The following is a 25,937-nucleotide window of genomic DNA, read 5'->3' on the forward strand; positions in this document are numbered from 1 at the left end:
TATCGGTAACGATTACATGAACTCAAGTTTGTCTTTATTGCACCCTTATCCATTTGAAAAGTTAAACCGACTTTTTCAGGATATACAACCGGCCGATTTACCGCTGATTCCCCTCTCAATTGGAGAACCGAAGCACCCGGCACCGGAATTTGTAAAACAGGCCATTATTGACAACTTCCAGCATTTATCGACTTACCCGAACAGCAAGGGTCTGCCTGAATTACGCCACAGCATTGCCCAGTGGCTAAGTCGCCGTTTCAAGCTGAACAGCATCAGTGCAGATCACCATGTTTTACCGGTTTCAGGTACCCGTGAAGCGATCTTCTCTTTTGTACAGGCACTGGTGAAACGTGAAGATGCACCGTATGTGGTGATGCCAAACCCGTTTTACCAGATTTATGAAGGCGCAACCTTACTGGCCGGGGCCAAGCCGTATTTCATTAACTGTACCGAAGACAACCAGTATTTAGGTGACTTTGATGCCGTACCAGCCGAAGTCTGGGAAAAAACTGCCTTGCTATTTGTTTGCACGCCGGGCAACCCGACCGGTGCGGTACTGTCCAAAGACCAGTTTAAAAAGCTGATTGCACTGTCCGATCAATACGGTTTTGTAATTGCCTCAGATGAATGCTATTCAGAACTGTGGTTTGATGAAGCACCGACTGGCCTGCTCGAAGTTTGTGCCGAAATAGGCCGCGACGACTATAAAAACTGCGTGGTTTTCCATTCCTTGTCCAAGCGCTCCAATCTGCCGGGGATGCGTTCAGGCTTTGTTGCCGGCGATGCCGATTTACTGAAACCGTATTTGCAATACCGTACCTATCACGGTGCAGCCATGCCGGTACAGCATCAACTGGCCTCTATTGCGGCTTGGGATGATGAGCAGCACGTTGAAGACAACCGCGTGCAATACCGCGCCAAATTTGACTTGTTCCAAAGCGAGCTGGGGCAACTACTCCCTTTACAAAAACCGGATGCCGGTTTCTATTACTGGCTCAAAGTCGACAATGATGAAGCCTTTGCCAAAATGCTGATGGAAAAAGCGCACATTAAAGTATTGCCGGGCCGGTATTTATCGCGTGAAACTGAGCAAGGGAATCCGGGTGAAAACCATGTCCGTTTAGCCTTGGTGGCCGATATCGCCCAGTGCGAACAGGTGATTCAGCGCCTAAAAGCAATTTTGTAAGTGCTGATATTAAAAAATCCACTCTATTGAGTGGATTTTTTATGGCTGCTTTCAGCGCATTTTTTATTTTAGGCAGGACTAAACACTGTTTGCATGGATGAGGATTATCCCCAAAATTAAAGCTGATGCTGAAGTCGCTTGTCCTGTATTAACCTTGTAAAGCCTGTTCAATATCCTGTTCCAATGCATCCGGCTTGGTGGTTGGTGCATAACGATTCAGCACTTTGCCATCTTTACCAATTAAAAACTTGGTAAAGTTCCACTTGATGCCGTTGCCCAAAATGCCTTTGCTATTATTGGTTAAATAACAGAAAATTGCGTGTGCTTCCGGGCCTTTGACATCGACCTTGGCAAACATGGGAAAGCTGACCCCATAATTTTTCTCGCAAAAGGCCCCGATCTGCTCATTGGAACCGGGGTCTTGGCCACCAAACTGGTTACAGGGAAAGCCGAGCACCTCAAAGCCTTGAGTCTTATATTTTTCATACAGCTTTTCCAGTCCGGCAAATTGCGGGGTAAAACCGCATTTGCTGGCGGTATTCACCACCAATAAAACCTTGCCTTCATAATCGGCAAATGATTTATTTTTCCCATCTAACAACTCAGCCTCAAACTGATAAATGTTGGTCATGGATAGGTTTCCTCATCACTTTTTTCTTGTGTTTTTAGTTCTAATGACGCCGAGTTGACGCAATAGCGCAAGCCGGTCGGTTGCGGTCCATCATCAAAAACATGGCCCAAATGTGCATCACAATGATGACAGACAATTTCGGTACGCACCATGCCATGCGACTGATCGTTATGTTCTTCCACAACCCCCGGGGCAATTGGACGGTAGAAACTTGGCCAGCCACTGCCGCTGTCGTATTTGGTGTCGGAAGAAAATAAGGCTTCTCCACAGCAACGGCACACATACACCCCATCCTGTTTGCTATTCCAGTATTTCCCTGTAAAGGCCGGTTCGGTTCCTTTTTGTCGTGTAATCCGAAACTCTTCTGGTGATAACTCTCTTTGCCATTCTCGGTCTGTTTTATTGAGTTTTCCCATCACTAACTCCTTTAAATCTTTGACATTCAATGTCATGCTTCAGTACTTCCATATTTACGCTAGAGCTTGCAAAATATCTAGCTAAATTTCAGTATAGATTGTGATAATTGCGTAATCTATTTTTTGCTAACAGAAACATATAATTGGATGGAATTATGTCCACAGGTAACACGACTCCTCGCGAAATTAAAAAATCCTCAAAACTCGAGCATGTATGCTACGACATTCGCGGACCTGTGTTACGAGCGGCCAATGAAATGGAAGAAGCCGGCCATAAAATTATTAAACTGAATATTGGTAACCCCGCCCCCTTCGGCTTTGAAGCCCCGCAGGAAATTATTAACGATGTGGCGCTGAACCTGCCAAATGCAGTCGGTTATACCGACTCCAAAGGGATTTTCCCGGCACGTAAGGCTATTTGCCAGTATTATCAACAAAAAGGCATTTTTGACCTGCACGTTAATGATGTCTATATCGGCAATGGCGTGTCTGAGCTAATCGTAATGGCCATGCAAGGCCTGCTGGATGATGGCGATGAAATGCTAATTCCAATGCCGGACTATCCACTGTGGACGGCGGCGGTTAATCTGTCGGGTGGTACAGCCATTCACTATAAATGTGATGAAGAAAACCACTGGTATCCAGATCTGGCCGATATGGAAAGCAAAATCACACCCAATACCCGCGGTATTGTGATTATTAACCCGAACAACCCGACCGGTGCAGTTTATCCACGTCATGTGCTGGAACAGATTGTCGCGCTGGCAAAAAAATATGATCTGATTTTATTTGCCGACGAAATTTATGACAAAATCGTGTATGACGGCATTGAGCATGTGTCGGTTGCAGCCCTGGCTGGTGATCAGCTGTGTATTTCATTCAACGGTTTATCTAAAGCCTACCGTATTGCCGGCTACCGTTCTGGCTGGATGGCCATTACTGGCGACCGTTCACGCGCAGCCGACTATATTGAAGGTCTGGACATGCTGGCCTCTATGCGTCTGTGTGCCAACCATCAGGCGCAATATGCGATTCAGACCGCGCTTGGTGGCTATCAGTCAATTAATGACCTGATCCGTCCGGGTGGCCGTCTGTATGAACAGCGCAATATTGCCTGGGAAATGCTGAACGAAATTCCGGGTGTGTCTTGCGTCAAGCCAGAAGGTGCGATGTACTGCTTCCCGAAACTGGACCCAAATGTCTACGCCATTGAAGATGATGAAAAACTGATGCTGGATTTCCTGAAAGCCGAAAAAGTGCTGCTGGTTCAAGGCACCGGCTTTAACTGGCCAACCCCAGATCATTTCCGTGTGGTGTTCCTGCCAGCTGAAAATGAATTACGTGAAGCGCTTAGCCGTTTAGGCCGTTTCCTGGCGAAAATCCGCTAAGCTGAAATACAATAAAAAAGCCGTGATCAATTCACGGCTTTTTTGTGCAAACCAGAAAGATTAAAGCGATTTCAGCGGATTGCCGTATTGCTGTAAATAGGCCTGCCCCAGCGCTTCCGAACCTTTAAAACTGAGATGATCATCATCCTGATTCCGGTACAGCGGCGTTCCCTCGACACTTAAATCACATTGCTGCGCATCACACAGTACCTTGGTCGGCTCGACCACAATCAGTTGTGGGTACTGCTGCTGCAATTCGCTCATCCACTGATAAATTGGTGCATTGCTCTGCTGGAATTCATCTGCCGACACCGCGCATTCACGCTCAATCCCCAGCCATTCACGGCGTAATGAACAATTGGCCTGATCCGGATCAATCACCGGAACATCCATCAGCATCACTACATACTCGCTGCTGGCCAGTGCACTATCCACCGCAGCCTGTAAACCGGCAAAATAACTGTCTAAATGATTCGCGACCTGACTGTCCTCTTCTGCGCTCGGATGCAGATCATGCCCGGCATCCAGATACTGGCTAAAGGCGGCTGACATCACCACAAACTGATAATGATGCTGTTTTAAATGCGCCTCAATTGCGTCATTGCGGGCTTGAAAGGCAGCCACTTCATGCTCACCACGGCCACGCTGGACACCCGGTAAATAAATAGTGGTGTCCTGAGTGCTGTCATAACCACGCAGTCCGGCATCTTTGGCCCAGACATCCAGCAGTCCGGTATAGCTGTTGGCATGTGAGTCACCAATCAGCATAAAATCAATCTGCGGTTTTTCCACACCCAGCACACAGTCTTGCGGATTGGCCAGCGTTCCAGGATTGGGAAAGCTGTGACATTTCTGCCGGATGCCATGCGCAAACGAATTTAAGGCTGCCATCTGGTTTTGCACTTGCGGACTTAGCCGCTCCGGAAAACCCTGATGCTGACTGACCAGCTGCGCCACGCCAATAAAACAGAGCGCCGGCGCCACAAAACCGCTCAGAATGACCTTGTAATTGGCAGCCATCACAAAACCTTTGCTCGGCTGTTCAATATAACGATAAGTCAGATAGGCCAGCGCGATACTAAGCAGCACCATAGCCAGCTGATAACCGGCATTAACCGGCAGCATATAGATACTGAACAGTACAATTACCGGCCAGTGCCATAAATATAAAGGATAGGAAATTTTGCCCATCCAGAGGCTAAAACGGTTGGTCAGTACCACATTCTGCGACTGCACGCTCTGGCCGATATAAATAATCAAGGCCGTTGCCAGACATGGAATCAGCGCCATTGCGCCCGGAAATGGTGTAGCATGATCAAACCACATTGCCGCGCCTAACAACAGCGCCAGACAACTCCAGACCAGCGTTTGCGCCAGCCATTTTGACCATTTTATTTGTGGCAAAAAGCAGATCAGCGCACCCAAGAGCAGTTCAAAGGCGCGGACCGGCATACTGTAATAGGCTTTCTCGGCATTCACGCTCAACTGCTGCTGCGCATACAGCAACGACATGAGAATAAAAGATCCGACCATCAGCAGACCCCATTGCCGGTTACTTCTTTTCATAAAGTACAGCAGAATCAGCGGCCAGAAAATATAGAACTGCTCTTCAACGCCCAACGACCATAAATGCAGCAGCGGCACTTCATTGACACTCTGACTGAAGTAATCACCGACTTCACGCTGCATATAAATATTGGCCATCAGAAACGTGGCATAAAAGACACTGTCGAAATAACGACTCAGCTCATCGGGCAGCATCACCTGCCAGGCCACCAGACTCACCACACTCAGTACAGTAAAATAGGCCGGTGCCAAACGCACCACCCGCTTTTTATAAAAGCGACCAATTGAGAAAGTCTGGTTCTGGATTTCTTTGCTTAAAATTAAGGTAATTAAATAGCCCGAAATCACAAAGAAAATATCGACGCCAATATAACCACCGGGGAAAATAGACAGGCCAATATGATTAAAAATCACCAACAGGACGGCAATCGCTCTTAAACCGTCAATATCGGCGCGATAGGCAAAACTCATGAACGTGCAGGGGAAAATTGAAACGTGGCTTATTGTAGACCTTTTCAGTCAAAGATCAATTTTGGATACACAGCGACGACAACATCGCTTTCAGGCTATACTGGGCATTATATTATGTGGGGGTGAGGGATGAGCAACTATAAAGTGCATCTGCTGGATATTCAGAACCAGTTACAGAATTATATTTGGCTGCTGGAACATACCATATCCAGAGATGTGATTGTGGTCGATCCCACCGAAGCCGAACCGGTGGAACAGTATTGCCGTGAGCATGGTTTAAATTTAAGCCAGATCTGGCTGACTCACTGGCATAAAGACCATATTGGGGGTGTGCCGGAGCTGCTGCAATCACGCAATATTCCAGTGTATGGACCACGCGAAGAGCTGAGTAAAATTCCGTTTATCACCCACCCTTTGCAGCATGAAGCCCATTTTAAATTTCATGATCTGCAGGTGGATGTACTGGCGGTTCCCGGCCATACCCTGGGGCATATTGTGTATTTTATGGATGCCATCGATACCCTGTTTTGCGGTGATACCCTGTTTGCGATGGGCTGCGGCCGGGTTTTTGAAGGCACCTTTGAGCAGATGTATCACTCTTTAAACCGTCTGGCGGCATTACCAGCGCGCACCCAAGTGTACTGCACCCACGAATATACCCTGTCCAATGCCAAATTTGCCCTGCATGTTGAACCGGATAATCTGGCGCTACAACAGCGTTATCAGCAGGTGGAAGATTTACGCCTGCTAAATCAGCCGACCTTGCCAAGTACAATTGAACTGGAACTGCAGACCAATCCTTTTTTACGGGTGGACAGCGTAGAAGAATTCCAAAAATTACGTGAAATGAAAGATAATTTTTAAAGCGGTTTAACCGGTTTATAACAGCTGGTGACTGGCCGCATACGCATCCAGCTCGGTCTGTGTCACCACACGTACCGCATTCATTTCATCAATGCGTACCAGCAGTAAGCCGCCCAACGCTGGTTGATAACGACGCGCACTGCCAAATGGAGTGTAGGCCACCTGCGATTGTTCGGTAAAGACCAGCCAGTCTTCATGGCCTAGCATTACCGCCACCGGGGTTTGGCCCTGTTGCTGCATCTGTTGAATGGTCTGCTGTACGTCAGCTTCAATGGTATTTGGCGTCATCTTACTCACTCCTGTGGCTGTACTTTATGATACCCGATCTCCAGGCCTGCTATGGCTTAAAATAAAGCCATCAATCACTCAGCGTATGCAAATCATAGCCGGCAGATCGCTACAACTTTTTATCTCGCGCCAGGCCGAGGTTGTAAGAAATACTTAAAGATGTGTTGTCATCAATATTTAACAAATTATTTCAAGCCGGCTTAAATAGCCCATAGATAATGTTGAAAATTTAGAATAAAAATACATCAAATATATCAATCAATTAATTTAAAATTTGCTTAAAATTCTGCCGCTTTATTCATCAATACATGTTTTTCAGGCGCTCAAATTCTGTCTTTTTTGCTGCAAAAATCATCAGTCTCAATATTTTTTGACACATTCTTGAATTTTGCCCTTTAAAAAATCTTGATATAACCATATCTATACTTTATTGAAGATAAGGGAGTACACTCGTGAAAAAAGTGGTAAAAGCTAAAAATTTAATTGCCTTTCGTATTTGGTTAGAAAAACTGGGATATTCAGTCAAAAATTTAGCCGATGGCCGTGGTTTTACCTTTAGTTTTAAAAAAGAATATGGTCTGGTCACTGGTGAACTGGCCGGCAATGCACTAGCCGTACAACTCGGTGAAGAATTTGAGGACCACTTAAAAGCCTGAATTCGTTTACGCACTCTTTGATCGAGAAAAATAAAGTGTTCTCATAACTTGAGCCCGTTGAACCGTCTGTTCTGCGGGCTTTTCTTTGGGCAGGATAAAAGCCTGACAAAATAACAGGCAATAAAAAAGCAGGACATCTGCCCTGCTTTTTCAGAATTTGGTGGGGATGAAGAGACTCGAACTCTTACACCTTGCGGCGCTGCGACCTGAACACAGTGCGTCTACCAATTCCGCCACATCCCCATATAAAGATGCCAATTTTTTTAAGAAATACTCAAGCTGGCCGGTTCAACAAAAAAGCGAGGATTTTGACCTTGCTAATTTTAAGTGGTGGGGGCGGAGAGACTCGAACTCTCACGCCTCGCAGCGCTGGAACCTAAATCCAGTGCGTCTACCAATTTCGCCACGCCCCCATACCGGGTACCAACTTAATGCTGGATTTCTCAAAATTCTGGCAGAGGATCAAGGATTCGAACCTTGACGAACGGTTTTGGAGACCGTCATGCTACCATTACACCAATCCTCTGTTACCTAAAATCAAGCTCACTTGATATTTAAGTGGTGGGGGCGGAGAGACTCGAACTCTCACGCCTCGCAGCGCTGGAACCTAAATCCAGTGCGTCTACCAATTTCGCCACGCCCCCGATGGCTGTGTATATTATAGAGATCACTTCCCGATGACAAGCCCTTTTTATGAAAAAGCCACTTGTTTGTTTAAATAAAAAACAAAAGCCTCTATTTTGGTTTTTTCTTAAGCATTTTCAGTGCTTAACAGCGTTTTTAAGGCAAAAAAACTGACTTCTCTCTGGCTTTTTTGTTTGTTGAGCATCGCCTCAAGCAAGTTTTGAAAGCCCAAATACGCTGCGGGTAACTCAATTTTAAGCTGCTGACAATGCAAATAGGCCCAATCCTGATAACTTTTGGCCTGTAAACGGCGCTGAGTCAGCCATTCATAGATAATAATCCCCAGCGCATAAAGATCACTGGCCAGCGTTTTGGCTTCACCATGAAATAATTCAGGTGCCATATAGCGTGGTGTGGCAGTCATATTGGACATTAGCGGATCATCTATGGCCTGCAACTGCTCAAAATCAATCAGTTTGACCTGCCCTGCCCATTCGCGCCAATGTTCGGCTTTTAAATCTGCATGTGAATAGCCCAACCGTGTTAGCTGTTCCAGGCTATCCAGTACCTGCAGCAAACGTGTTTGAATCTGGCTTAGGCTAAATTGTGAGGGTGCTAAAGTAAAAAACGCTGGCGCATCCGGCACAATCAGATAATCCTGAAAGCTCTCCTGCTGGATGCGTAGGATTTCGGTATTTTGCGCACAATAGAAAGGTAGCAGAAAATCCGGTGCATCTGCCTGCTGAAACTGGCGATAAAAATCCAGCTCTCGGCAAAAACCCGCGCTCAGTTGCGGATGCGCATCCATCTGCTGGGCTTTCAGCCAATATAAGGATTGCCCTTGTTGAAACTGAAACAGACGCCGCCCCATCTTGAAGCTTTGCGGCTTGGTTTTTAACTCAAAACAATAGTGTTCAAGTTCAGCCGGACTAAACGGCAATAAATTCGGATTTGGCGTGTTCAACGGGGTTCTGCTGATATTCTAAAAGTTCCAGACAATGCTGAATGGTTTTACCCACGCGGGCATGGGTTTCAATCATGGAGATTTTTGGCCAGGTGGCGCGTTCACCTTCGCGTTGTAGCAATCGGAACAGGTGTGGACGCGGATTTTGCAACATATAGCTATAATGACGCCAGCCATATTTGCCAACAATATTCACATCACCATAATAACGCTGATCAACAATGCCATGACCATGATCGAGCAGACGGCGTACTGCCGGCACACCACCGACACGTTCACGGGTAAAGTCCATAATCCCCTTACTAATCACTTTACCTTGGCGGCGTACAATACGCTCCGGCCAGCTCAGCATATCTTTACGGAAACGCTCGGTATCGGTTTGCATAAACGGCACCACATGCGGATTGACCTGACTGGCAATGGTGTAATTGACGTTATACAAACGCGCCATTTTTTCCTGCGGGAAATCACTACGCACACTGCCATCGACCCAGCGGGTTCTGCCCATATAGGGCGTATGTTCCCCATCCTGCCGTTTACTGGTCAAACGCACCGGTGGAAACAGCACCGGTACCGCACAGGAGGCCAAAGCCGCACTCCAGACCAGCAAATCTGGCGAGGTATAACTGTTCATGATGCGTGCTTCTTGTGATGCATCATACGGCGCGACTGCAATATTGATATGCAGCCCGGATACCTTAAAGGCTTCTTCAAAGGTGACATCGCCCAGGTTGGTGAGCAGGAATTTTTTTAGATAACGCACATCGGCAATACCGCCATTGCCCTTTAAAATGTCTTCCCAGCGGCGAAAATGAAAAGCTTCGGTAAAGAAAGATTCGCCATTTAAAATGTGCATCATCTCCGATGGTTTGGAAATGCCGAGCATGGCGGTCATAATCGCCCCGGCACTGGAGCCAGATAGCACTTGCGGCATCAGGTCACGCTCGAGCAGCGCCTTGCACACGCCGGTATGAAACAGACCCAAGGTCGCCCCACCTGAAAACATAATCGCCGGCTGGCCATAGGCCACCTGACAGTTTTTAAAAAATTCGATCTTTTCCTGAGTACTGAGTAAATGGCATTCTTTGGATGCAATAAAGGCCAGACTGTTGCTGACTTCTTCAATATAATCTTCAATAATTTTTTTAGTGCCGACATAGGTCGCGGTAAACAGCATTGGATGGGCAATATTGGCCACATCATAGGTCAGGCCTTCACGCAGAATATACATCAGATCGCTAGTTCGCTCTGCCAGGCGATAACGGCGTAATAAGTTCAGACGATGGGCAATAATTTCAGCATCAAAATACGGCGAGGTGTTGTCATACTTCCATTCCTGCGCCCCCGATTCTTCATCTATTTTTAGTGCCAGATTTTTCCATTCTTCGTAACTCTCGGCATGTTCTATTTTTCGTTTTAATTTTTTGATCCGATAGGCCTGATGAGGATTAATGTCCTGGCTAAACTCTTTAAACAACATAGCTTCCCTCTGCGCTTCGCTGAATAGGCGCTGATCTGTCGATGTCTCCTAACTATGCAGAAATTTCAGACATTCTTCAATTGCATAATTCATGTTTTCATTGCTAAATCATTTCGCCTTGGTATACAGTCGTTTGTGCACCCGATAATCTTTTGACCTAGACCGAAAAGCTGAATAATCATGGCGCATATTGATTTACCCGATAATATTCTCACCTCGCTTGCAACCATTTTACAGCAGCTCCAGCAACATTTGCCTGAACTCAAGCAAGCCACCGATTTTTCTGCATCGGCCTTTAAATGGCAGGATCAACAGTTAAAAGCCATTTACCAGCCACGAAAAATCTATCTGGAAGATTTAAAAGGCATTGAAAAACAAAAAGAAAAAGTAATTCAAAATACCTTGCAGTTTTTAAAAGGCTTACCGGCCAATGATGTACTGCTTACCGGTTCACGTGGTACCGGAAAATCTTCCATTGTGCGTGCCCTGCTAACCGAGTATGAAGCACAAGGGTTACGGTTAATTGAAATTGAACGTGATGATTTATCGGATTTGCCTGAAATTCAAAAACTGATTGCAGATCGGCCGGAAAAATTTATTGTCTATTGTGATGATCTGGCCTTTAACGCCGAAGATGAAAATTATCGTTCTTTAAAAAGCGTGCTAGATGGTTCATTACAGTCGGGTTCAAGTAATTTTGTGATTTATGCCACCAGTAACCGCCGGCATTTATTGCCTGAGTTTATGCATGAAAATACGCCGGTAACGCGGGTAGATGTCCCGCAATATACCGAGCTGCATCCACAGGAAGCGATTGAGGAAAAAATTTCGCTGTCCGATCGTTTCGGGATGTGGCTGTCGTTTTATCCAATGGATCAGAATCTGTATTTAGAAATTGTCGAGCATTATCTGCAAAAGGCGGAGATGAAACTCACCGCTGAAGCGCGTGCCGAAGCTTTACGCTGGTGTCAGGCACGTGGGCAGCGTTCTGGTCGTGCCGCTTATCAGTTCTCGAAGCACTGGATTGGGTCTGCGCAGTTAAAGCAACTTTAAGTTGCCTATATTGCTCTGCCAGACAGAAATAGCGATTATGGATTGAAAATCCTCATCTACAATCTGTTCGCTCATGTTGAAAAGCCCAACCTTGTGAGATTGGGCTTTCTATCTTAAGGATTAATCGCTTTTTCTTTTTTAAATTGTGAAATGATCGTATTCATTTCAGGTTCAAATAATTCAATATACCGATCAGATAACCCGCGGCTTGAAGATGGATGTGGTAAACCTATAATCTGACAGTTTTCAAACTCACAAAAATATATTTTAAATTTTCTTCCTGAAAACTCTTTCTTTTGCTTCACTACAAAACTATCTGGAATTTCTGTACCCACAATTTCTTCAAAACGGGCTTTAACTATAGGATTTCTTAAAAGATGTATCAGCTGACTTCCCATAAACAGGATAATCTTAGGTTTTAAGGTACTGATATGATTTATAAAATTATTGACCTGTTCTTCGCTCAACAGATGCGAGTAATTCGCTAATTGATGATTGCAGGTATTGGCCCAATTGGTCTGTATAATGGACTTATCAAAATCCTGACCATATTCATTACTATCTAGCGGATGCCCCCATAAAGCAAACCACCGTTTAATTCTATTATCATAGGGCCATGATAAAGCACCCTGCCCATATCTCGGAACTTTGTTACTAAAGGTACAAGCGATATTAAAATCAACTGGCTTTGCGTCCTGTGCCTGCTCCTGATCTTTCTTAGAGTTACCCCATTCATAACCGCATATCATCAAACCCTGCTGATCATTCCAACCTTCAAATATCCCATTACCCAAATTTAAATCTTTATATCTGACTGATTTCATTTTAACTCAATAAAAAATTATTAAATTCATTGCATTATAAGCATTAAAAAAGAGGCTTTCGCCTCTTTTACATGCTCTTTTATACTTGCTCTGGATTGGTCAATTCCGTCATCGGCCAGCGCGGAGTCGTGGTCACAGACAAACCATCCTGCTGCCCTGCTTTTAAACGCTGATAACCGGCAAAGGCAATCATGGCACCATTATCGGTACACAGCGCAGGCTCTGCATAATAAACCGTGGCTTTAATCTTGGCTAAATCAGCTTCCAGACGTTCACGCAAACGCTTGTTGGCACTCACGCCACCCGCAATCACCAGACGTTTTAAACCGGTCTGCTTTAATGCTTTCACCGATTTTTTTACCAAGGTATCTACAATCGCTTCCTGGAAACTGGCGGCAATATCGGCATCACGGTTTTCATCACCGAGTTTTTTCATCTGTACCGAAACGGCAGTTTTTAAACCACTAAAGGAAAAGGTTAAATCCTGATGCAACATCGGACGCGGGAAAGCAAAGGCATTTGGATCACCCTGCTCAGCCAGTTTGGCAATATTCGGGCCACCCGGATACGGCAAGCCCATCATCTTGGCCACTTTATCAAAGGCTTCACCGGCGGCATCGTCAATTGACTCACCCAGCAGTTCATACTGACCAATGCCATACGCGGCCATCAGCTGTGAATGTCCACCCGAAACCAGAAGTGCAACAAATGGAAATTCAGGCGGCGTTGCAGACAATAACGGTGCCAGCATATGCCCTTCCATATGATGCACGCCAATCGCAGGTTTATTTAAGGCAAATGCCAAGGTGCGACCAAACAGCGCCCCGGTCATCAAGGCACCCATCAGGCCCGGACCGCGGGTATAGGCGACTGCATCAATATCCGATTTTTTCACACCGCTTTGCTCAAGCAGCTCGTTCATTAATGGAATCAGTTTACGCACATGATCCCGTGAGGCCAGTTCCGGCACCACGCCGCCATATTCGGCATGCAGTTTGATCTGGCTATACAGCACCTGTCCGCGTAAACCTAACTCACTGTCGTACAGCGCGAGTCCTGTTTCATCACACGATGTTTCTAAGCCTAAAACGATCATTAAACTGCCTATAACCTGTATCAAATTTATTGCGGGAACTATTATAGACTTGTGATATGAGATGTAAATGAGTAAAATACTGACCTTCACTTGTGATCGAGGGCAATTCGGCCCCAGATCTTATCCATAACTTAATGAGGATTCTTCATGCCACAAGTTAAATTGAAAGAAGGCGAACCAGTAGACGTAGCTATCCGTCGTTTCAAACGTTCTTGCGAAAAAGCAGGTGTTTTAGCTGACGTACGTAAGCGTGAATTCTACGAAAAACCAACTCAAGAACGTAAGCGCAAAAAAGCTGCTGCTGTTAAACGCTACCAAAAGAAATTGGCGCGTGAATCAGTACGTACTACTCGCCTTTACTAAGATTAATTTGTGATTGACTGCCTGGATTAAAACATGACTACTTTAAAAAGCCAGATTACTGACGTTTTGAAAGCGACAATGCGCGCTAAAGAAATGGACAAGTTAACGGTCATTCGTAGTCTACAGGCGGCAATTAAGCAAATCGAAGTCGATGAGCGCAAAGAGCTTGACGATGCTCAGGTTCTTGCGGTCATTGAAAAGCAAATTAAACAACGTAAAGAATCGGTTAAAGCCTTTGAAGGTGCTGGCCGAGAAGATTTAGCTAGTAAGGAACAAGCCGAAATTGAGGTGTTATCTCAGTTTCTACCAGAAGCTATGACTGAGGAAGAACTTGATTCCATCATTGCGCAAACGATTGCAGCGCAAGAAGCTACTAGCATGAAAGATATGGGTAAGGTGATGAATTCTCTGCGTCCGCTCATAGCCGGGCGCGCCGATCCTGCACAAGTATCTGCCAAAATTAAAGCCAAATTAAGCTAATTCAAGTCAGGCATACGCCTCACTTCCTCCCCGAACAGTATCAACAGCTGTATCAGTTTTATTTTCCCGAAAATAAAAAAACTGCCTAAAAGTTTTAAGCAGTTCTTGAGTCACTTCTATCAGTTTGCACAATTGACCTGATATTTTTTCAGCATCTGCATTTCTTTAGATGAATACACCTGCTGGGCCACATCCAGCTTGGTCATGTTGCGATATTGCGGATCCAGATAGGCACGGTTTTCATCTGCAGCGCTATACAGCTGATCAATATAATTCTGCACAATGCCACAAAACTGCTGTTGCTGCGCCGGACTAAAACCCGATTGCTGCGGATTCAGGCCCTTTAAAAACTGCCGGGTCTGTTGCTTATAACTCTGGTTAATCTGCTCAACCGCCAGTACATACTGCTCTACACTTGCTGCCTGGACCACAGACAGCCCCCCCCAGAGCAATATGCCCATCCATAATTTTTTCATCGCGTTATTTAAAATCATTATTTAGCCAGAAGCCAGAATTCTAGCATTTTAAACCCCATGCCTTATAGAGGTTTCCAGCAGACTGACTTGCAAAAACTGTGGTTTTCGATGCGCAAAAGCCTGTTCGGTCGGCGCCGGCACATAGCCTTCAGTCACCGTTCCCAAACGTAAACGCAGAACCCCCGGTAAATCTAAACGGTAAGAATAAATCGGGCTGCCACATTCCTGACAAAACACCCGCGCCTTATTCGGACTGTGAAAATATTCTTTTAAATATTGCTGGCCGCGTACAATTTTAAATTTGGCTTGATCAATCGGGCTATTCCAGCCCAGCATGGTCCCCTGCGCACGCTGGCAATGCTGGCAAAAACATAAAATGGTCTTTTCCAGCTCGGCCTGATAATGGTAATACACCAGCCCGCATAAACATTGTCCCTGTAACATCATTGTTCTCCTTATTGTTATTATGATTTTTCATGCTGTTAAATTTTGAGCTGTCGTTCCCGCTGCATTTCTGTGGTACGTGTTTTCAGTTTAGCAGTCATGGCCTGATTATCCTTGGCCAGACGCTGGGCATGCAGCAAGGATTTAATCGCTTCTTCCTCCCATCCAGACCAGTATTGCAGTTCTGCACGATAACGCAATACATTCACCGTGCGTAATGGCGAACTACGATCAATATTGGCGGCCTGCTGCATCAAACGCCAGGCACTTAAATCACGCTCATTCCGGTTCAGGAACTTTTGCACCAGTGCCTGTGCTTCAGCCGGCTGATTCTGCCGGATCAGCACTTCAGCCAGCTTGTAATTCAAGGCCCGATTCTCCGGCATAATCCGCGCAGGCGAACTGATGACTTTATAAGCCTCACTCAGCTTATTCTGCCCTAAATAGATGTCAGTTTGAATTAAGCTAATAAGATGATGTAAACGGCGATGATTTTTGGCCTGGTCCAGCGTTTGCTGTGCCAAGGCATAATCTCCCTGCCGGGTATAAAAGGCCGCTAAAGCCAGTTGTGCAGCAAAGTTGTTACGGCTGGCCAGCACCTGCAATTGCTGCTCTGTCGCCTGATTAGATACCACCAAGGTGTACTGTTTTAAAATATCAAATTCTTCATCACGTAATGATGATTTCACTCGTGGCAACTGATTGGCACGCAAACGTGCTTCACTCATCCGTTCTGTGGTCAGCGGATGGGTAAACCAGAAATCCGGCAGGAAACTGACCCGGCTGGTGGCACGATGCATTACCTCAAAAAAATCAGCCATGCTTTGCGGGTTATAACCGGCAGTATACATATATTGCATGCCAATCCGGTCGGCTTCACGTTCCTGATTACGGCTATAGGTCAGCTGCTTATCCATTAATGCGGCCTGCGAGCCCATCATCACGGCAGCACCGGCATCACCATCGGCCTGGGATGCCACCAGTGCCCCCACCAGCACACCGGCCAGCGCCAGCAACCCCTGACCCTTAAATGCTTCCTGTGAACGGCTATAATGACGCTGGGTCACGTGGGCAATCTCATGCGCCATCACCCCGGCCACTTCATCCATATTACGCGCAGAAGTCACCAGACCGGTATTTAAGGCAAACAGACCGCCTGGCACGGCAAAGGCATTAATTTGCGGATCGTTAATAATGAGCAGGCCAATAGGCTGGCCCATTTGGGTCTGGCTGAGCAGATGCGAGAAGACCGAGAACAGCTGATCTTCCAGCCACGGATTTTGCGCCACCGGCATTTGACGTTGCACTTCACGATAGACTTTTTCACCAATCATGCGTTCTTTTTGCTGATCGATCAGCCCCACCCCTGCACCAATTTCTGGCACATTAAATTGTGGTGAAGTGGTGAAGTTTGCCCCATGTGTCGAAGTGAATGCTGTAAGCAGGCCTAAACTACCTGCTAAAAACAACCGTTTCAAATTGCCGTTCTCAAATTATCTGCTCGTGTCTTGAATATAGCATTCAATATCGAAGAAATATGCAACGAAGTGTTAGGAAGTTTTACGCAAATCCGCCATTGACCGCGTAGCCCGGCTGCCGGCCTTCCAGCACATCCACCAGATTTTTATAGGCCAGCCAGGCCATTTTTTTACGGGTTTCTGCGGTCGCTGAGCCAATATGCGGCAAGGTCAGCACATTGTCCAGACCAAAGAGCTCCGAACTTTGCAGCGGTTCTTTTTCATAGACATCCAGACCGGCCGCAAAAATTTTCTGTTGTTTCAGCGCGTCAATTAAAGCCTGTTCATTGACCACGGAACCACGGGCAATATTCACAAATACCGCATGTTTTTGCATCAGCTCAAATTCACGCGCACCAATTAAAGCGGTCGAGTCGGCGTTTAAATCCACCGCGACCACCACAAAGTCCGACTGTTGTAGCAGCTCATCCAGACTGTGATATTGCGCATTTAAGGGCTGCGCCTGCGCCAGATTTTCACGGCGGTTATGGTACAGAATATTCATGTTAAAGCCATAACGCCCACGACGGGCAATGGCGGCACCAATATTACCCAAACCAATAATCCCTAAAGTTTTACCATGAATATCCTGACCGAACTGTGCCGGGCCAACGGTACGTTTCCATTCACCCTGTTTGGTCCAGCGATCCAGATAGGCCAGCTGACGCGAAGCTCCCATTAACAGACTAAAAGCCAAATCGGCAGTGGTTTCGGTTAATACATGCGGTGTATGACACAGATAAATCTTTTGCTCAGTCAGATAGCCCACATCATAATTGTCATAACCGACACTGATACTGGAAACCACTTTAAGACGGCGCGCACCCGTCAGGTTAGAGGCATTGAGCAAACGCCCCGCACCAATCATGCCATCAGCATCTTGGACATGAGTACGAATCTGCTCATTAACATCACCCAGTTTCGGGCTAATTTCTACCACGTCATACTGCTGTTTCAGCTGGCTTAAAACGTCCTGATCAACCTGACTAAATGCGATAACTTTTTGTTTCATTCCTGATCCGTCATGTGTTTTTTATCTTGCATAGCCTGCCATAGCTGTTTTTTCAATAGCGGCTGTTCTAGCATCTCGGCCAAAGCGGGCAATGCTGTAGCTTGCGTTAACTGTACATGAGGCAATTGACCCAACACAATGATCTTTTTCTCCAGTGCAATCGCATCCAGAAAACCTTGTACATATACCGAAACCGCTCGACCATCTTGCAGCTCAGGCAAAACAAAAGGCCAATTCAGCTCAAAAAATTCTGCCTGTGCCGCACGCTGGATATTGCGCCATAACTGTTGCTGCGACTCATTGATGTGGGTGGCATCCAGCACAATCGTATATTGTTCTTTAACAATGGCTTGTAGATGAAATGCATCAATCTGTAAGGCGGGCTGCACTTCCACCAGGGCTGCAGGTGTGACAGGTTCTGCCGGGCTTTCGACTGGATTCTCTTGCGGAGAGACTTGTGGTTCCGCAACAGGCTGTCTAAGCTGTAAGGCAATATCTTGAGGCGCCATCGCCGCGACAGCTGCCGGCATGACAATTTCAGTCAGCAGTTCTGCCGGGGCCTGATCGCGCCATAAGGAAGATGCTGGCAAATTTTGAGATGCAACGTCCCGGGGAATCCATATATCAATTCCCAAACTTGCCAAAATCTCACGTTGATGCCCAATCATCTGCTATCGTCACTTATGTCCATAGGGCTATTCTAGCCGGATTAGTCCGGTTTTGCTGTGCTTTCTGCATCCAGTCATATTAAAGCTGCTCAATGATGATGACACGATCCGCCCACCGCACTTAGAAATAGAGTGCTTAGATAATCATTAAACTGTTTTTCTTCTGCATACGCTCGACCATTTCTTCGGTGGCAAAGCCTAAACGCCAGTACAGCAGCTCCAGTACATCCAGCTCATCCTGAGTGATAATCCGGTCATTCCACAAACAGGCTTCAGCAATACCCAGAATACTTAAACGGTCACGCAACAACAGCCCGGCCATATCATTCAGAATTTCTGCCAGATCAATTGGCTCATCGGAAATTTCTTCATACAGCGACATTTCATACGGTGTCAGTACGCGCTGTAAAATTTTTTCCCGCACTTCCAGCTGGTTGCCGCTATTGATTTGCTGCACATGCAGCAAGGCATCAATTAAACGTACAATTTGCGGTTTAACTTCATCCAGCGCCGTCGGGGTATGTAGCGGCAGCAGGTTCAACTCGGATTTGACCCGCTCCAGCAGCAAGGCATCCAGCAGTCCAATTTCCCCATCTTCCTGAATAATTTTGGCCAGCTTGGTCAAAAACTGCCGCGCGATACTGGCCGGCATACCACCAATATTCTGGCAGGCTTCCAGAAAAATGGAGATATGCACCCGACCATCCAGATTCAACAAGGCATCGACAATGGCACGGCTGACTTCTACTTCAGGCGGAATAAATTCGCGGTATTGGCGAATCATTAAAATCGCCATCATCACTTCCCGCGAACCAGTGGCCGTCTGCAAGGCACGCTGGATCAGTTCCGGACGCGGCATATTACGGCGGATTTCCGGTTTCAGCGGCTTGATTGCATCTTTAATGGCAAAGCTAATCGGGGATAACCGCAACAAAGGCAAAGGTTGCGGCGAACTCCACGGTGCATAATATTCACCATTGACTTCTTCCAGTGAACGAAACAGACCAAACCAGGGCTGACTGCGCAGCTTTTTTAAATTTTCCAGTTGCAGATCCTGCACCAGTGCCGGATTTAACTCATAAATCCGCGCATCAATACTCGGATGGATATTCAACCAGCTTTGCGGACTCAGCGAGTTGGCAAAACACATATGCGCAATCGATTCCGAATATTCACTGTGAATTTGCGAACCGGCATGATGCACATAAATCCTGAGCAGGGTTTGAATATTGGCATTGTTCTGGATTAAACGTTTGGTTTTCAGGTCGTTTTTAAAGGTACGCCCGCTCAGGTTTAAATATTTAATAAAACGGGTAATCAGCATGCCTAAGCTGCCAATCAGCCAGATCATGCCGCCCAGTGCAACAAAAGGCGTGGCAGGTGCATAAGCGGTGTTGTAATACTGCTTGCCAAAGCCGAGTTTGGCCACTTTACTGCCCCACTGGCTAAACGTGGTCAGGCTGCTGTAGAGAATTTTCAGCTTGGTATTTTCCGCAGTTTCACCACTTAAAATTTGATGAAACTCATGACTGAGCAACCCATACAGTTCCTGCTCATCCAGGTTTTGCAAGGCGCCCCAGGTCAGAATAATCGCAATATCGCGTGGATAAAAACCGGCGGTCAGTGCATTTACCCCGACTTCATCCGGCAGGACATACAGCGCCGGGGTATCAATCGCAAAGGTATCGGCCAGCTGTTCGGTAATTTTTAAGGCAACACTTTCTTCCGGCGTGCTTTCAATTAGACTTAAACGGCGTGCACACAGCTGCTTGGCCAGTGAGTGGCCGCCAGAACGGAAAATATATAATTCAATGGCAATGGAAATGCCCATTAAAGACAGCAGTACCGCGACCAGATAAGGACTTAAGCTATGCCAGTAAATGGACTGCGAAGCATCAATATAATGCACCAGCAAACCCAGTACAGTATTTAAAATAAAAATGGTCAGGATGACCGCAAGCAGACACAGGCTTGCAGACCACATCATATTCTTGTTTTTAATAAAGTAGTAACCTACATCTTTCAATGTAAATTTCCTTAAATTACATTGTCTTTAGGCGACATCATAAATGAAAAAAGCGGGAATTTCCCGCTTTTCCTGCCAGTTTTACAAGAATTATTCTTCTTTCAAACCGGTCAAATCTACCGATGCAGCATCAATATTCACATCGATATAATTGTCTTTTTTCTTTTTGGCTGTATCGCTGCGTTTTTGCTGAAGATTATCCAGATAGGCTTCATCAATACCGCCTGCGACATAAACCCCATCAAACACCGAGCAATCGAAATCATTCACTTCTGGCACTTTATGGGTACGTACTGCAGCTTTCAAATCTTCAAGATCCTGGAAAATCAGACGGTCAGCACCAATAATTTCACGAATTTCTTCGACGCTACGGCTAGAGGCGATCAACTCAGATTTAGCCGGCATATCAATACCATACACGTTTGGATATTTCACCATCGGTGCCGCTGAAGCGAAGAATACGCGTTTGGCACCAGCGTCACGTGCCATCTGGATAATTTCGTTACAGGTGGTACCACGCACAATCGAGTCATCTACCAGTAACACATTCTTGCCTTTAAATTCCAGCTCAACCGGGTTCAGCTTTTGACGTACCGATTTTTTACGCTGCTGCTGACCTGGCATAATGAAGGTACGACCGATATAACGGTTTTTCATAAAGCCTTCACGGAATTTAACACCTAAGGTGTTGGCCAGTTCCAAGGCCGAAGTACGCGAAGTATCTGGAATTGGAATCACGACATCAATATCGTGTTCCTCACCCCATTCACGCAGGATTTTTTGCGCCAGCTTCTCACCCATTTTTAAACGGGCTTTGTATACCGAAATACCATCAATGGTCGCATCTGGACGCGCGAAATACACATATTCAAAAATACATGGATGATATTCAGATTGCGCCGCACACTGCTGGGTAAACATCTGGCCGTTAGAGTCAATGAAGATGGCTTCACCCGGTGCCAGGTCACGCTCGACTTTAAAGCCCAGTGCCGTAATTGCCACCGATTCAGAGGCAATGATGTATTCCATGCCTTCATCGGTTTCACGCGAACCGTAAATTAACGGACGAATCCCATGCGGGTCACGGAAGCCCACAATCCCTTGACCGGTCACCATGGCCACCACGCCATAAGCCCCTTTACAACGCTCATGCACACGCGTTACCGCATGGAAGATATCTTCTGCTGCCGGCTCCAGCTTGCCGCGTTTTTGTAATTCATGGGCAAAAACGTTTAACAGTACTTCTGAATCTGAATCGGTATTCATGTGACGTAAATCAGTCTTGAACAGGTCTTCATGAATTTCTTCGGCATTGGTCAGGTTACCGTTATGCGCCAAGGTAATACCGTACGGCGAGTTCACATAAAACGGCTGCGCTTCTGCACTGCTAGATGAACCTGCCGTCGGATAACGCACATGACCAATCCCGTAGTTGCCCAGCAAGGCACGCATGTGACGGGTATGGAATACATCACGCACCATGCCATTGTCTTTACGCAAGAACAAGCGACCTTCATGGCAAGTGACAATCCCAGCTGCATCTTGTCCCCGATGTTGTAACATCGTTAATGCATCAAACAACATTTGGTTAACAGGTGATTTACCAGCTATACCAACTACTCCACACATAGCAACCTCGCAGACCAGCTAGGATTAATAAAAAGGATTATTCGTTGACTCATCTGCGCCCTTTCGTTCAGGTTCAGATGAAGAACCAGAAGATTTCGGAGCATCTTCTGATTTGATGTGCTGTAAAGCCTCATTGGCGGCATCTTTGGACATTTGTGTGGCCCAAGGCGCATAAGGTAAAAGGGTTTGAATAAATTTGGACTGTTTCCAGTGCGGCGAACTTTCGACCCACGGCCCAATGCCCTGAATGGCAATTAGCACAATCAGCAGACCTTTGAGGGTACCAAACGCACCACCGGCTAAACGATTTAATGGGCCCAGTTTCAGCGATTTCAAGATGCGGTTTAATAATGCGCTCACCATCCAGGTCAGCACCACAATCACCAACACAATAAAAGCAAAGGCCGCAATTTTCTGAACCACCGGATCAGCACTGAGAGCGGTCATTGAAGGCGCTAGAACGGAAGCATATTTTGCCGCCACAATCAGGGCAAAAATCCAACCGACCAAGTTCGCAAAGGCTTTAATAAATCCTTGACGCAAACCGTTAAGCCCTCCAATGAGCAGAATAATCAGTATAAAGATATCGATGGCGTTCATGACTTTAAAGTGCGTCTACACAATCTTTCACAAGTTCCGGGCCAGTATAGACCAAACCGCTATACACTTGTACCAAAGTTGCACCGGCATTGCGTTTCGCAACTGCCTGCTCACCTGAAAGAATACCACCAACACCAATTAAAGGAATTTTGCCCTCTAAGGTTTTGGCAAAGGCTGCCAGACACGCGGTACTCTTTTCAAATACTGGCGCACCCGATAAACCACCGGCTTCATCGCCATGTGGCAAATTCTCTACCCCTTCACGAGACAAGGTGGTATTGGTCACAATTAAACCATCAATTTTAAATTGCAGTAATTGCTGGGCAATAAATTCAATATCGGACGGTTCTAGATCTGGCGCGACTTTCAGCACCAACGGTACATAATGCTGATGCTCTTCGGCCAACGCCAACTGACGCTGTTTCAAGGTTTGCAACAGCTCGGTCAGGGCATCGCCGCTTTGCAGACTACGCAAATTCTTGGTGTTTGGTGATGAGATATTGACCGTAATATAAGAGGCGTAATTATAAACTTTTTCTAAACAGATCAGATAATCATCAACCGCTTTTTCTACCGGAGTATCGGCATTTTTACCAATATTAATCCCCAGTACGCCTTTAAATTTGGCGGCCTTGACGTTTTCAATCAGCTTATCGACGCCATCATTATTAAAACCCATGCGGTTAATAATGGCTTTGGCCTGCGGTAAACGGAACAGACGCGGATGTGGATTACCGGCTTGTGGACGCGGGGTGATGGTACCAATTTCAATAAAACCAAAACCTAGAGCGGCCAGTGCATCAATATAGGCACCATTTTTGTCCAGGCCTGCAGCCAGACCTACCGGATTCGGGAATTCAATACCCATACAGGTGACCGATTTTGCTGCCACCTGCTGACGCATCAGGCCCATTTTATGACCTGATTTTAATAAAGATAATGTGAGCTCATGTGCACGCTCCGGTGCCAAAGAAAACAACAAAGGGCGGGCAAGAGAATACAACATATCGGCAAAAGTCTACGGCTTTTTAAGTCGGCCTATTATAGGCCCAGATTGTTGAAAACACCATGCTTGACCATTGTTTATTTTTACCGGTTATTGCACTGTCGCCGTTAATTTAATCTGCCCGGCATCAGAAATTAATTCCATTTTTTCAATGCTTAATCCCATTTGTGCCAGCTGGGTCAGGAAATTGGCCAGCACAGAATATTGTGCATGACTGCTTACAATTTGAATTTTTTCACCCGACTGCTGCGATGCCACCGACAAACCCTGCTGCTGTGCCACGCGCTGTACTTTTTCCAGACTGCTGAGCTGTACATCCCCGGCCGGCTTCATGGTCACGGCGTTGCTTTGCATCCACACCACCAGATCTTTTAAGGTATTGAGCCGTTTTTGCTGCTGATCTGCTGCGCCGTGCATATACCACAGCGCCGATCCGACGGCGGCCACCAGCACAAAAATACCGGTAAAAATCACCATGATCCGTTCACGCAAGCTCAGCGTATCTAAATAGTCATTTAATTTTTCCAGCGACTGATCCCAACGCTGCTGAATTTTTTCTACTGCTTTCATTATTGTATTTTCACCAGTCCGATTGCGCCGTTGGCGGCCGGTTGAATATTACCTAGCTCGACCTTAAAGCCTTGCTGGTTTAATTGCTGGGTCAATGCCTGCAAGCTGGCTGCGGAACTGGCCTGCAATTCCATATTCAGACTGGACAGATCATAATTGACCCGTCTGGCCACAATCTGATTCTGCATCAATACCGGCCCGACCCGACTGAGCAACTGTAAGGCCTGGGTATCGGCAGTCTGGCTTTGTTTTAACTGATATTCAAACTGGCTTTTAATATTTTGCTCGGTGACCGGATAGTTTTGCCCAAACCAGTATTTAAACTGATCAATCGCCTGCACCGCGGTCTGATTCGCGACTTTTTTATACTGATACCAGCGCGTGGCATCATAACTGAACTGCACCACCAGAATCCCCAAAAATACCGCAGCACAGGCTTTCCAGTAACCCGAAATGCCCGATTCACTTTTGGCTTTGGGTAAAATATTAAAAGGATGCTGTTTGACTTTTTTCAGCACCGGCACTTCATAATGGAAAGAGCTTAACTGCTCATGCGTGCTGATAGCCTCAATACTATGCATCTGTTCGGCGGTAAAATTACTGATCTGATAACGCTGTTCAGGCGCCTGATAATCCAGAAATAAAGCCAGATCATCGACCGAGCTGCCCAGATATTCATTTTCACGTACCAGCAACCGGCCACAGACATTGGCCAGCACAATATGATCAGGCTCAGGCACTGGCAGCAATAAAAAGTCTGGCAATAAGGCCGTGACTTTGACCGGCAATAGCGCCAAAGCATGTTGCAAGGTTTCGACATGGCTTTGCGCCACACCAAGTAAAGTCAGGCGGTCCGGCTGCTGAAAATGATGCAGCACTTTCATGGCATCAATTGGCAATACCACAAACTCTTCTAGCAGGAATTTAATCCCCTCTGGCCCCAGCTGCTTGTATTGGGCCTTGTTCATCTGCTGTTGCAGCATCTGTATATCCCGGCTCGGGAAATACACCACTGCTTCTTCACCCTGATGAAGCTGTATCGCCTGAATCAGGTCTTCAAGGGTATTGGCCTGAACCCAGTACTCCCCGCTCGACCATTGCCAAACCCCATTGGCTTCCGGCATCCATATTTGCAACATTGTTATTGTACTGCCATGAAATAAAGTGTGTTGTTATGCGTCTGGAATAAAACTTTTTATTTGTGTCGATAAACCTGCAGCAATGACCGCCTGCTCATAAATACGCGCTTCTGCCAGCGCATAAGGATGAAAAGATTCCCCGGTTAACTGCTCTGCAATATGTGCCACCACATTCATATGACACACCACGGCAATTGATTCATAAGGCAAATGCGATAACCACTCAATAGCCTGAGTCGCATCATCCTCCGGTTTAATGGTATTGCAGATCACCACAGGCACATCTTTAAAATAGGTCTGGATATGCGCCAGCGTTTCCTGGGCACGTAACAGCGGACTAACCACAAACACATCCGGACGGATCAGATCTTTTAAATACTCTGCCGTTTGCTGTGCCTGGGTATGCCCACGTTCGGTCAGGGGACGTTTAATATCATTACCATGCACGGGTGGTGAAGCTTCACCATGACGCACTAGGGTCAATTGCATATACATTTCCT

General features: G+C 46.3%; 27 protein-coding genes and 4 tRNA genes. 7 read left to right on the forward strand and 24 right to left on the reverse strand.

The features are described 5' to 3' along the window. Positions 1–16: 16 nt before the first annotated feature. Positions 17–1,186: a succinyldiaminopimelate transaminase gene (gene dapC / locus FTU69_RS02760; protein WP_104511227.1), complete on the forward strand. Its 1,170-nt coding sequence runs from the start codon at positions 17–19 to the stop codon at positions 1,184–1,186. A gap of 148 nt (positions 1,187–1,334) precedes the next feature. On the opposite strand, the gene FTU69_RS02765 is transcribed toward dapC, so the two are convergent. Both FTU69_RS02765 and msrB read right to left on the reverse strand, forming a co-directional pair. Beyond that, on the reverse strand, positions 1,335–1,817 hold the full coding sequence (locus FTU69_RS02765) for a glutathione peroxidase (RefSeq protein WP_180103447.1): 483 nt from the start codon (positions 1,815–1,817) through the stop codon (positions 1,335–1,337). After that, positions 1,814–2,233: a peptide-methionine (R)-S-oxide reductase MsrB gene (gene msrB / locus FTU69_RS02770; protein ID WP_005177175.1), complete on the reverse strand. Its 420-nt coding sequence runs from the start codon at positions 2,231–2,233 to the stop codon at positions 1,814–1,816. Before msrB ends, FTU69_RS02765 begins: the two co-directional genes overlap by 4 nt. A gap of 155 nt (positions 2,234–2,388) precedes the next feature. Between msrB and FTU69_RS02775 the strand changes: the two genes are divergently transcribed. Beyond that, positions 2,389–3,621: a pyridoxal phosphate-dependent aminotransferase gene (locus tag FTU69_RS02775; protein WP_005177173.1), complete on the forward strand. Its 1,233-nt coding sequence runs from the start codon at positions 2,389–2,391 to the stop codon at positions 3,619–3,621. A 60-nt stretch (positions 3,622–3,681) separates the two neighbouring features. Here the strand turns inward: FTU69_RS02775 and FTU69_RS02780 are convergent, their stop codons facing one another. After that, entirely contained in the window at positions 3,682–5,658 is a 1,977-nt protein-coding gene (locus FTU69_RS02780) for an acyltransferase family protein (RefSeq protein WP_180103448.1), read from the reverse strand. 129 nt (positions 5,659–5,787) lie between these two features. Between FTU69_RS02780 and gloB the strand changes: the two genes are divergently transcribed. Next, a complete protein-coding gene (gloB, locus tag FTU69_RS02785) occupies positions 5,788–6,522 on the forward strand; it encodes a hydroxyacylglutathione hydrolase (protein WP_104469918.1) in 735 nt (244 codons plus the stop codon). Positions 6,523–6,537: 15 nt separating this feature from the next. On the opposite strand, the gene FTU69_RS02790 is transcribed toward gloB, so the two are convergent. Then, a complete protein-coding gene (locus FTU69_RS02790; RefSeq protein WP_005177167.1) occupies positions 6,538–6,810 on the reverse strand; it encodes a hypothetical protein in 273 nt (90 codons plus the stop codon). A 452-nt stretch (positions 6,811–7,262) separates the two neighbouring features. Between FTU69_RS02790 and FTU69_RS02795 the strand changes: the two genes are divergently transcribed. Next, positions 7,263–7,466 (forward strand): hypothetical protein, encoded by a 204-nt coding sequence (locus FTU69_RS02795; RefSeq protein WP_005177162.1) that lies wholly within the window; start codon positions 7,263–7,265, stop codon positions 7,464–7,466. Positions 7,467–7,624: 158 nt separating this feature from the next. Here FTU69_RS02795 and FTU69_RS02800 read toward each other — a convergent pair. From FTU69_RS02800 to FTU69_RS02825, 6 genes are all read right to left on the reverse strand, one after another. Further along, positions 7,625–7,709: transfer RNA gene (locus FTU69_RS02800), tRNA-Leu, on the reverse strand. A gap of 85 nt (positions 7,710–7,794) precedes the next feature. Beyond that, positions 7,795–7,879: transfer RNA gene (locus FTU69_RS02805), tRNA-Leu, on the reverse strand. 39 nt (positions 7,880–7,918) lie between these two features. Beyond that, positions 7,919–7,992, reverse strand: a tRNA-Trp gene (locus FTU69_RS02810). A 33-nt stretch (positions 7,993–8,025) separates the two neighbouring features. Next, positions 8,026–8,110: transfer RNA gene (locus FTU69_RS02815), tRNA-Leu, on the reverse strand. A 107-nt stretch (positions 8,111–8,217) separates the two neighbouring features. Then, positions 8,218–9,054, reverse strand: a complete 837-nt coding sequence (locus tag FTU69_RS02820; RefSeq protein ID WP_180103449.1) for a protein kinase — start codon at positions 9,052–9,054, stop codon at positions 8,218–8,220. Continuing rightward, positions 9,020–10,534, reverse strand: coding sequence for a DUF3336 domain-containing protein (locus FTU69_RS02825; RefSeq protein WP_104469916.1), 1,515 nt, complete (start codon positions 10,532–10,534; stop codon positions 9,020–9,022). The genes FTU69_RS02820 and FTU69_RS02825 overlap by 35 nt, the downstream gene beginning before the upstream one ends. A 180-nt stretch (positions 10,535–10,714) precedes the next feature. On the opposite strand from FTU69_RS02825, the gene FTU69_RS02830 reads away from it, so the two are divergent. Continuing rightward, positions 10,715–11,587: an ATP-binding protein gene (locus FTU69_RS02830; RefSeq protein ID WP_180103450.1), complete on the forward strand. Its 873-nt coding sequence runs from the start codon at positions 10,715–10,717 to the stop codon at positions 11,585–11,587. 113 nt (positions 11,588–11,700) lie between these two features. Here the strand turns inward: FTU69_RS02830 and FTU69_RS02835 are convergent, their stop codons facing one another. Both FTU69_RS02835 and tsaD read right to left on the reverse strand, forming a co-directional pair. After that, entirely contained in the window at positions 11,701–12,411 is a 711-nt protein-coding gene (locus FTU69_RS02835) for a hypothetical protein (protein WP_180103451.1), read from the reverse strand. 79 nt (positions 12,412–12,490) lie between these two features. Continuing rightward, on the reverse strand, positions 12,491–13,507 hold the full coding sequence (gene tsaD, locus FTU69_RS02840) for a tRNA (adenosine(37)-N6)-threonylcarbamoyltransferase complex transferase subunit TsaD (RefSeq protein WP_005177148.1): 1,017 nt from the start codon (positions 13,505–13,507) through the stop codon (positions 12,491–12,493). A 147-nt stretch (positions 13,508–13,654) separates the two neighbouring features. Between tsaD and rpsU the strand changes: the two genes are divergently transcribed. Both rpsU and FTU69_RS02850 read left to right on the forward strand, forming a co-directional pair. Next, positions 13,655–13,870 carry a 30S ribosomal protein S21 gene (gene rpsU, locus FTU69_RS02845; protein WP_001136722.1) on the forward strand — a complete coding sequence of 72 codons (216 nt, stop codon included), beginning with the start codon at positions 13,655–13,657 and terminating at the stop codon, positions 13,868–13,870. Between the two features lie 33 nt (positions 13,871–13,903). Further along, on the forward strand, positions 13,904–14,350 hold the full coding sequence (locus FTU69_RS02850) for a GatB/YqeY domain-containing protein (RefSeq protein WP_005177146.1): 447 nt from the start codon (positions 13,904–13,906) through the stop codon (positions 14,348–14,350). 119 nt (positions 14,351–14,469) lie between these two features. Here the strand turns inward: FTU69_RS02850 and FTU69_RS02855 are convergent, their stop codons facing one another. From FTU69_RS02855 to sixA, 12 genes are all read right to left on the reverse strand, one after another. Continuing rightward, positions 14,470–14,826: a hypothetical protein gene (locus FTU69_RS02855; protein ID WP_180103457.1), complete on the reverse strand. Its 357-nt coding sequence runs from the start codon at positions 14,824–14,826 to the stop codon at positions 14,470–14,472. A 48-nt stretch (positions 14,827–14,874) separates the two neighbouring features. Further along, positions 14,875–15,270 (reverse strand): GFA family protein, encoded by a 396-nt coding sequence (locus FTU69_RS02860; protein ID WP_168414603.1) that lies wholly within the window; start codon positions 15,268–15,270, stop codon positions 14,875–14,877. A 38-nt stretch (positions 15,271–15,308) separates the two neighbouring features. Next, a complete protein-coding gene (locus FTU69_RS02865; protein WP_005177138.1) occupies positions 15,309–16,748 on the reverse strand; it encodes a M48 family metalloprotease in 1,440 nt (479 codons plus the stop codon). An 82-nt stretch (positions 16,749–16,830) separates the two neighbouring features. Next, positions 16,831–17,799, reverse strand: coding sequence for a D-glycerate dehydrogenase (locus tag FTU69_RS02870; protein ID WP_168396466.1), 969 nt, complete (start codon positions 17,797–17,799; stop codon positions 16,831–16,833). Further along, entirely contained in the window at positions 17,796–18,467 is a 672-nt protein-coding gene (locus FTU69_RS02875) for a hypothetical protein (protein WP_180103452.1), read from the reverse strand. Before FTU69_RS02875 ends, FTU69_RS02870 begins: the two co-directional genes overlap by 4 nt. Before the next feature lie 136 nt (positions 18,468–18,603). Further along, the gene (locus FTU69_RS02880; protein ID WP_104505564.1) at positions 18,604–20,493 is read right to left on the reverse strand and encodes a M48 family metallopeptidase; all 1,890 of its coding nucleotides are present in this window, start codon (positions 20,491–20,493) and stop codon (positions 18,604–18,606) included. Positions 20,494–20,583: 90 nt separating this feature from the next. Continuing rightward, complete coding sequence (gene purF, locus FTU69_RS02885; RefSeq protein ID WP_005177128.1) at positions 20,584–22,122, reverse strand: amidophosphoribosyltransferase; 1,539 nt, start codon at positions 22,120–22,122, stop codon at positions 20,584–20,586. 24 nt (positions 22,123–22,146) lie between these two features. After that, complete coding sequence (locus FTU69_RS02890; protein ID WP_016658356.1) at positions 22,147–22,722, reverse strand: CvpA family protein; 576 nt, start codon at positions 22,720–22,722, stop codon at positions 22,147–22,149. A 4-nt stretch (positions 22,723–22,726) separates the two neighbouring features. Further along, complete coding sequence (locus FTU69_RS02895; protein WP_180103453.1) at positions 22,727–23,728, reverse strand: quinone-dependent dihydroorotate dehydrogenase; 1,002 nt, start codon at positions 23,726–23,728, stop codon at positions 22,727–22,729. Between the two features lie 90 nt (positions 23,729–23,818). Further along, positions 23,819–24,298: a type II secretion system protein GspM gene (gene gspM / locus FTU69_RS02900; RefSeq protein WP_075175184.1), complete on the reverse strand. Its 480-nt coding sequence runs from the start codon at positions 24,296–24,298 to the stop codon at positions 23,819–23,821. Further along, complete coding sequence (gspL, locus tag FTU69_RS02905; RefSeq protein ID WP_180103454.1) at positions 24,298–25,437, reverse strand: type II secretion system protein GspL; 1,140 nt, start codon at positions 25,435–25,437, stop codon at positions 24,298–24,300. Before gspL ends, gspM begins: the two co-directional genes overlap by 1 nt. Positions 25,438–25,470: 33 nt before the next feature. Then, positions 25,471–25,926, reverse strand: coding sequence for a phosphohistidine phosphatase SixA (gene sixA, locus FTU69_RS02910; RefSeq protein ID WP_180045956.1), 456 nt, complete (start codon positions 25,924–25,926; stop codon positions 25,471–25,473). Positions 25,927–25,937 lie beyond the last annotated feature (11 nt).

Source organism: Acinetobacter sp. YH12134 (assembly GCF_013418555.1).
GTDB classification, from domain to species: domain Bacteria; phylum Pseudomonadota; class Gammaproteobacteria; order Pseudomonadales; family Moraxellaceae; genus Acinetobacter; species Acinetobacter indicus.